Annotated in this window: 5 protein-coding genes; 3 read left to right on the forward strand and 2 right to left on the reverse strand. The window is 38.9% G+C overall.

All coding sequences use genetic code 11. The features are described from left to right. Positions 1-289: 289 nt before the first annotated feature. Together I6F49_RS19825 and I6F49_RS19830 are read right to left on the reverse strand one after the other, a co-directional pair. A complete protein-coding gene (locus tag I6F49_RS19825; RefSeq protein ID WP_197181718.1) occupies positions 290-2,245 on the reverse strand; it encodes a TonB-dependent receptor domain-containing protein in 1,956 nt (651 codons plus the stop codon). Positions 2,246-2,353: 108 nt separating this feature from the next. Continuing rightward, entirely contained in the window at positions 2,354-3,268 is a 915-nt protein-coding gene (locus tag I6F49_RS19830) for a LysR family transcriptional regulator (protein WP_197181719.1), read from the reverse strand. Between the two features lie 214 nt (positions 3,269-3,482). Here I6F49_RS19830 and I6F49_RS19835 point away from each other — a divergent pair, with 214 nt between their 5' ends. The 3 genes from I6F49_RS19835 to I6F49_RS19845 all read left to right on the forward strand — a co-directional run bounded on the left by I6F49_RS19835 (position 3,483) and on the right by I6F49_RS19845 (position 6,611). Beyond that, positions 3,483-4,916 carry an amidohydrolase family protein gene (locus I6F49_RS19835; protein WP_197181720.1) on the forward strand — a complete coding sequence of 478 codons (1,434 nt, stop codon included), beginning with the start codon at positions 3,483-3,485 and terminating at the stop codon, positions 4,914-4,916. Between the two features lie 18 nt (positions 4,917-4,934). Further along, on the forward strand, positions 4,935-6,227 hold the full coding sequence (locus I6F49_RS19840) for an amidohydrolase (protein WP_166420513.1): 1,293 nt from the start codon (positions 4,935-4,937) through the stop codon (positions 6,225-6,227). Between the two features lie 99 nt (positions 6,228-6,326). After that, the gene (locus I6F49_RS19845) at positions 6,327-6,611 is read left to right on the forward strand and encodes a TetR/AcrR family transcriptional regulator (protein WP_231615157.1); all 285 of its coding nucleotides are present in this window, start codon (positions 6,327-6,329) and stop codon (positions 6,609-6,611) included. Positions 6,612-6,690: the final 79 nt, after the last annotated feature.

Consider the following 6,690-nt stretch of genomic DNA (forward strand, 5'->3'; position numbering starts at 1 on the left):
AATGCCAATCCATAACTGGAATCTGACATTGTCGCAATTGGCCATCCACTTCGAAGGTAGGTTAGATGGTGTGCTAGATATTTAGCAATTTAGGCTGACACAGAATTCTGAACGCCCTCGTAAGGTGTCCATTACATAACGGAATTTTTAAGTTTTGTTTCCAGTTAGACATTCTTATATGACCCTAATATTGATTGTCGTTTAATTTCCACTGTTTAAGGTACGCCCCCCTTAAACAGCAAAAGGCTCAATAAAATATTGAGCCTTAAAGGATTACTAAATTTTTAAATTAAAAAACGTAAGACGCGCTTAATTTAACATTACGACCCGCTTCGTAATCTTGCACGGTGTCGCTTGAGTATGAAGCGTGTGAGTAATACGTTTTATCAAAAATATTCTCAACACCTAGGGTCATGCTAAGTGCTTCAAGCTGACTTGGTAGCCACTGCATGCTGATGTTATGAACCTGATAGCCTACTTTATGAATATCAGCACCGCTTGATACCGAATCATCCGTTCTATTTACTAGGCTAGTCCAATTAAATTTTAAATCGTACTGTGGTACTTCGTAGCCAAGGTTTAATGCAATGCTGTCGCCAACTTCATAGCGTAGTTGCTCATGGGTCTCTAACTGATCTGAATCCGATTTAGAGTAGCTTAAGCGTGCACTAAACAGATCTTTACGTAGTGAAAGCGTTGATTCAAAACCATCAATGTCGTAATCGCCCGAGTTAGCATAAGTACCAACTGGGCGGCCTTTACCTATTGCCCAGTTATCTATGTAATCTTCAATACGGGTTTTAAACACATTAAGTGAAAAGCCTAAAGAATCTAAACCCATAACATTACGTTCTTTGAATGCTAATCCGATGGCGTTATTTACACCGGTTTCTGCTTTTAGGTTTTTATCAAAGTTAGTACTGTAATCAACGTAACTTTCACGAAGACCAGGCCCCTGAAACAACTCAGTAGAGCTTGCGCTTATGCTCCAGTTATCATTAATAAGGTATTTAGCGGCTAAACCAAACGTTAGTTCGTTCCACGATTTATTTAATGAATCGTTAGTACCAGCAGAGTACATATCTACTTTAAAATAGTTGTAACGCACACCTGGAGTAACAGATAACTGATCTGTTAATGCTATTTCGTCTTCAATATATATAGCGTGAGAGTCAGCAGTGTCTTTGTTGGTTTGTACGTGATTTGCAATACGTTTTGATACTTGCTCATAACCTTCACCGCCGTAGCGCAATGTATGGTTAAAACCAGCAAGTGCAATTTTTGAAGTGGCAAGCGCTGTGTAACCTGTATGCTCAGAGTTACCTTCAGTACCGAGTGCAATATAGCTTAGCTCGTTTCGGTAAACGCTAGCGCGTAGGGTAATTGCATCGCCTTTATCTAGCTCGTAGGCTAAAGAGGTGCTTGTGCGAGTGTAATCAATATCTTCTGTTTGCGCGTCTGAGTCTTCAGCAAAGCCCGCACCAAAGTTAGTTTTTACATAGTAATCGCCTTCGTCGTTGTATCTATCGTATGAAAATACTAAACGATTGCTCTCATTTACGTCCCAACCTAGTTTGAATATTCCGTCAATTGTGCGACCTTCGTTACCGGTTACTTCTTTACCATTACCGTTTTCAAAGTTATTTCTATCTGTTGAGGTGTAGTAGGCTAGGGCATCTACATTATCGGTTAGTTGACCATACACTGCAGCAGAGGCGCCTGCGTAATCGTTAGTGCCTAAGTTTGTGTATAAACGAGCACCAAAATCTTGTCCTGGCTCTAGTAAATCTTTTGCGTCTTTGGTTTCAAAGGCAACACCGCCTGAAAGGCCACCGGTAAGCACTGAGTTAGTACCTACTTTTATATCAACCGCTTTTAAAATATCAGCGTTAATTAATAAATTACCAGAGTGATGAAACATATTGTTGTTTTGGCTAATTCCATCAACGGTAATATTTAAATCTAAGTCGTCAACGCCACGAATATTAATGCCTTGAACTATTGAATGCGAACCACCCACGTCAATACCCGCTTGATCGCGTAATAGGTCGCTTAAGTGATTTGCTTGTTTTCTTTCAATGTCGTCTTGTAATAACGAATTGTTAGTAATAGTTGTACCCCAAACTTCCATCGTTTCTGATGTATCGGGAGCTTGTTCGGCCAAGCTTGCAAATGACATGCTAGTACATAAAGTACCAACAATAATAGTAAGAGACTTCTTATTAAATGGGAGCATATTTTTCATCGTGAGTATTATTATTTAACTTTAATATTATTAAGAATGATTCGTATTAAATAGATCGAAGGCACGAATGGCAATTCAAAACATATGCTCACATTGAATAGTAAATATTTAGATTTTGAATACTTTGCTTTTAACTAGCTCTCTAAACCACTGGCAAACAGGGTCATTATGGTGGCGTTGATGCCAATATAAATAAACTTCATCGTGTTCTAAATCAAGCTCTGAAGGCACGTCTCTAGCTACTACATCATGATGGCGACAAATATCATTAGCAAAATGATTTGGTACATAAAATATTAAATCGGTATTTTGGGCAATGGTGCCAATACTATAAAAGTTTTTTAAACGTATTGGCGTATTAATATTATCGATCCCAAGGGCTGTAAAACAGTGTGCAATAGAAAGAGCTTTCTCTCCCTGAATAGATATTAGGCCAAAATTACAATTACGTAATAATTCAATATTTAGTTTTTTATTGGCAAGCGGGTGAGTGCCGGCCATTATTAATTTAAAGTCGCGTTCAAACAGCGCTTGGCGATACAGTTTGTCCTCAGAGCTAGTTGGCTTGTGTCCTGTTATTACAAAATGAGTTTCGCCTTTTAGTAAGTCAGCAAACTGCGGCTTTGGTAACGTGTCTATTTCAAGAATAATATTAGGCGCTTGCTCACGCACATCTTTAATTATAGTTTCTATGAGTAGGTGCATTTGCGGCGGAAGGCCAAATAATTTTATGGTGGCTTGGCTTGTTTTAGGATCAAATGTTTGTTTATTAACCAGCGTTTCTACCATATTTAAAATAGAATTTAAGTCTTGCTGAATCGATATCGCTTTTGGCGTTAGCTCGTAACCTCCAGCCATTCTGATCAGTAATTGATCGTCAAACAAAGTGCGTAACTTACCTAAAGAGCGGCTAATAGAAGGCTGACTCATACCTAAAGTTAGTGCTGTATTGCTAATATGCTTTTCGTTTAATAGCTGTTTTAAAATAATGAGAAGGTTTAGGTCGAGCTGATTTAAATTCATAATTTGGTTTGTAAGTTGGCGGTATTTAGAGTCTTTATCCTAGCACTTAAATAGTTAAGTACGAAAAGGTGTTTTTATTTTAAAAATTTAAAGTGTGTTTGTACCTTAAACATGAATGATCGTTTTTTAGCTTTTACATTAAAATGTGAATCTATACTTACATTTTCTGGTTGCACACATATATTGAATGTAATTAAATAGACGGGCATAAAATATGAGTACACTTTTTAAAGGGTTAAACACACTTAAAATATCGCTAGTAGCGACTGCATGTGCGCTAACTAGCTTTACAAGTTACGCAGCTGATGATCAATTTGTTAGTTATCAAGCAGGGCGTTATGCCATAAAAAATATTACGTTAATAGATGGCACCGGCAAACCAATACAAACTAACCAAACCGTTGTAATAAATAAAAATAAAATTGTGAACATAGGCGCCACAGCTGAGGTAGAGGTGGCTAAAGGGGTAAACATTATTGATGGTACAGGTAAAACGTTAATTCCGGGTTTGGTGATGATGCACGAGCACATGTTTTATCCAACCGGCAAAGCGCACTACACCGAAATGCTATATAGCTTTCCGCGTTTATATTTAGCGGGAGGAACTACCACTATTCGAACTGCCGGCACTACAGCACCTTATGCCGATTTAAGGCTAAGAGATGCCATAAACACAGGTAAAAGTTTAGGTCCTGATATAGACGTAACGGCGCCATACTTAAATGGGCCAGGCTTACCCATTTTAAAAATAAAGTCGCTGCGCGATGTCGATGATGCTAAAAAAATGATGGACTACTGGGGCTCTGAAGGTGTTACATCGTACAAAGCGTATATGCACATTCACCAAAAAGAGCTTGATGTAGTTATTAAAAAAGCGCATGAGCAAAATAATAAAGTTACGGCTCATTTATGCTCAGTAACTTACCGAGAAGCGGCATCACTTGGTATTGATAATTTAGAACATGGATTTTTTGCCTCAACCGACTTTGTAAAAAATAAACAAAAAGATGTGTGCCCAAGCAATAAAGACGTACAGCAATCGTTTGTCGACTTAGATATAAACTCACCAGAAGTAACCAGCTTAATAAATTACTTAGTGGCTAAAAATGTAGTGCTTACCTCAACCCTCACCGTATTTGAAACCTTCACTAAAGGGCGTCCAAAAGCATACCCGCAAGCGCTTGAAGCTTTAATACCGCAAGTGCGAGAGCAGTACGAATCTCGTTTTGAAAAAATAGCGCAGCAGAGTGAGTCTAGTTGGCCCCTTGTATTTAAAAAGATGATGCAGCTTGAGAAAATGTTTGTAGCCGCTGGTGGTAAATTAATGGTGGGCACAGACCCAACGGGTTACGGCGGTGTGATTGCTGGTTTTTCGAATCAACGTGCAATTGAGCTATTAGTAGAAGCAGGTTTTAATCAGCCACAAGCAATTAAAATTGCAACATTAAATGCCGCTCAGTACTTAAATAAGCAAAATACAATAGGCAGTATAGAAGTAGGTAAACATGCAGATATGGTCATTATTAATGGCGATTTTGCTAGCGATGCCGCAGCGATAAAAAATATGGAAACGGTATTTAAAAATGGTGTAGGTTATAACTCAAAAGCATTATTTGAAAATACAAAATCGGTTGTTGGACTTCATTAAAATAATAAAGGTAACAGTATGAAAAAATCACTTATTTCAATCGCATTAGGCTTTGCTGCATTGAGTACATTTAATGCCAATGCAAACCTCGATCAGCAAGTAAAAAAAGTAGAACAACATGTTATTGATTGGCGACGCGACTTTCATCAAAACCCTGAGCTTGGCAACCGCGAAACCCGCACCGCAGGTATTGTGGCTAAGCATTTAGAGTCGTTGGGAATGCAAGTACAAACGGGCATTGCTTACACCGGTGTTGTAGGTATTTTAAAAGGTGCAAAGCCTGGCCCTACGGTAATGTTGCGCGCAGATATGGACGCGTTACCTGTTACCGAAAAAGCCGATGTTGATTTTAAATCAACTAAAACCACTAATTATCGTGGTGTTGATGTAGGCATAATGCACGCGTGTGGACACGACACGCACGTAGCTATGTTAATGGGTGCTGCTGAAGTACTGGCAAATATGAAAGACGAGCTTCACGGCAATATTATGTTTGTATTTCAACCCGCAGAAGAAGGCGCACCAGAGGGGGAAGAGGGTGGCGCTGAGCTAATGCTTAAAGAGGGCATATTTAAACAATACAAACCCGATGCCGCTTTTGGCCTACATATAACGTCTAGCTTACACAGCGGTAAAATTGGCTATAGAAGTGGCCCAGCTATGGCAAGTGCCGATAGTTTTGAAATAACAGTACATGGACGCCAAGCTCATGGCTCTGCACCGTGGACAGGCGTTGACCCTATTGCTGCTGCCGCGCAAATAGTAACGGGGGTTAATCATATTGTTAGTCGCCAAATTAACATTACCAAAGAGCCTGCAATTGTCTCGTTTGGAAAAATAGCAGGAGGCGTACGTAATAATATTATTCCTGAAGAAGTAGAAATGGTGGGTACAATTCGTAACTTTGATATGGATAACCGTGCACAAATATTTGAAAAAATTAAAACAACTGCCACGCATATTGCTAAATCGTCAGGTGCTACGGCAGAGGTACATATTCACGAAGGTTACCCGGTAACAATTAATAACCCAGAGCTAACCACGCAAATGCTCCCTAGCCTTAAAAAAGCAGCAGGTAACAATAACGTAGTAGAAATGGGAAAAATAACCGGCGCAGAAGATTTCTCGTTTTACGCATTAGAAGTGCCGAGTGTATTTGTATTTTTAGGTGGCACGCCTAACGATCAAGACCTAAATACAGTAGCAAGTAATCACTCGCCTTATTTTTACGCCGACGAATCATCTTTCAAAGTGGGCACTAAGGCACTTAGCCTGCTTGCAATAGACTATTTAAACGCACATAAAAAATAATAAAGGGCACCAAGTTAAGCAATTGGTTTAACTTGGTGTTGCTGTTTAAATTAAAAGGTCGCATCATGTTTGTAATGTATAAAATAACGTATTTAACTTATGTCTGATCAACCTTGTTTAGAGCCTAAACAGCAACGTAGCCAGCTCACTCAACAAAAACTTCTCAAAGCACTGCACCATAGCTTAAAAACTAAATTTTTTGAGCATATAAGCATCAAAGAGCTTGCTGATTACGCAGATGTATCGGTAGGTACTTTTTATCGACGATTTAAAAATAAAGAATCGTTATTACCGGTCTTATATCAAGACTTTGGCGTTGACTTAAATAACTGGGTTACCCAGCCAGGGCAAGATCATGAACTTTCCATTTTGAGCCAAGTGTGATCAAATAGGCTTCTAATTCATAGGAGTCTCAAATGTTATCTGCCTTTAATGAACATTTTTCACCAATCCCTGATCATCG

The sequence above is a fragment of the Pseudoalteromonas sp. SWN166 genome (genome assembly GCF_015864485.1).
Lineage (GTDB): Bacteria > Pseudomonadota > Gammaproteobacteria > Enterobacterales > Alteromonadaceae > Pseudoalteromonas.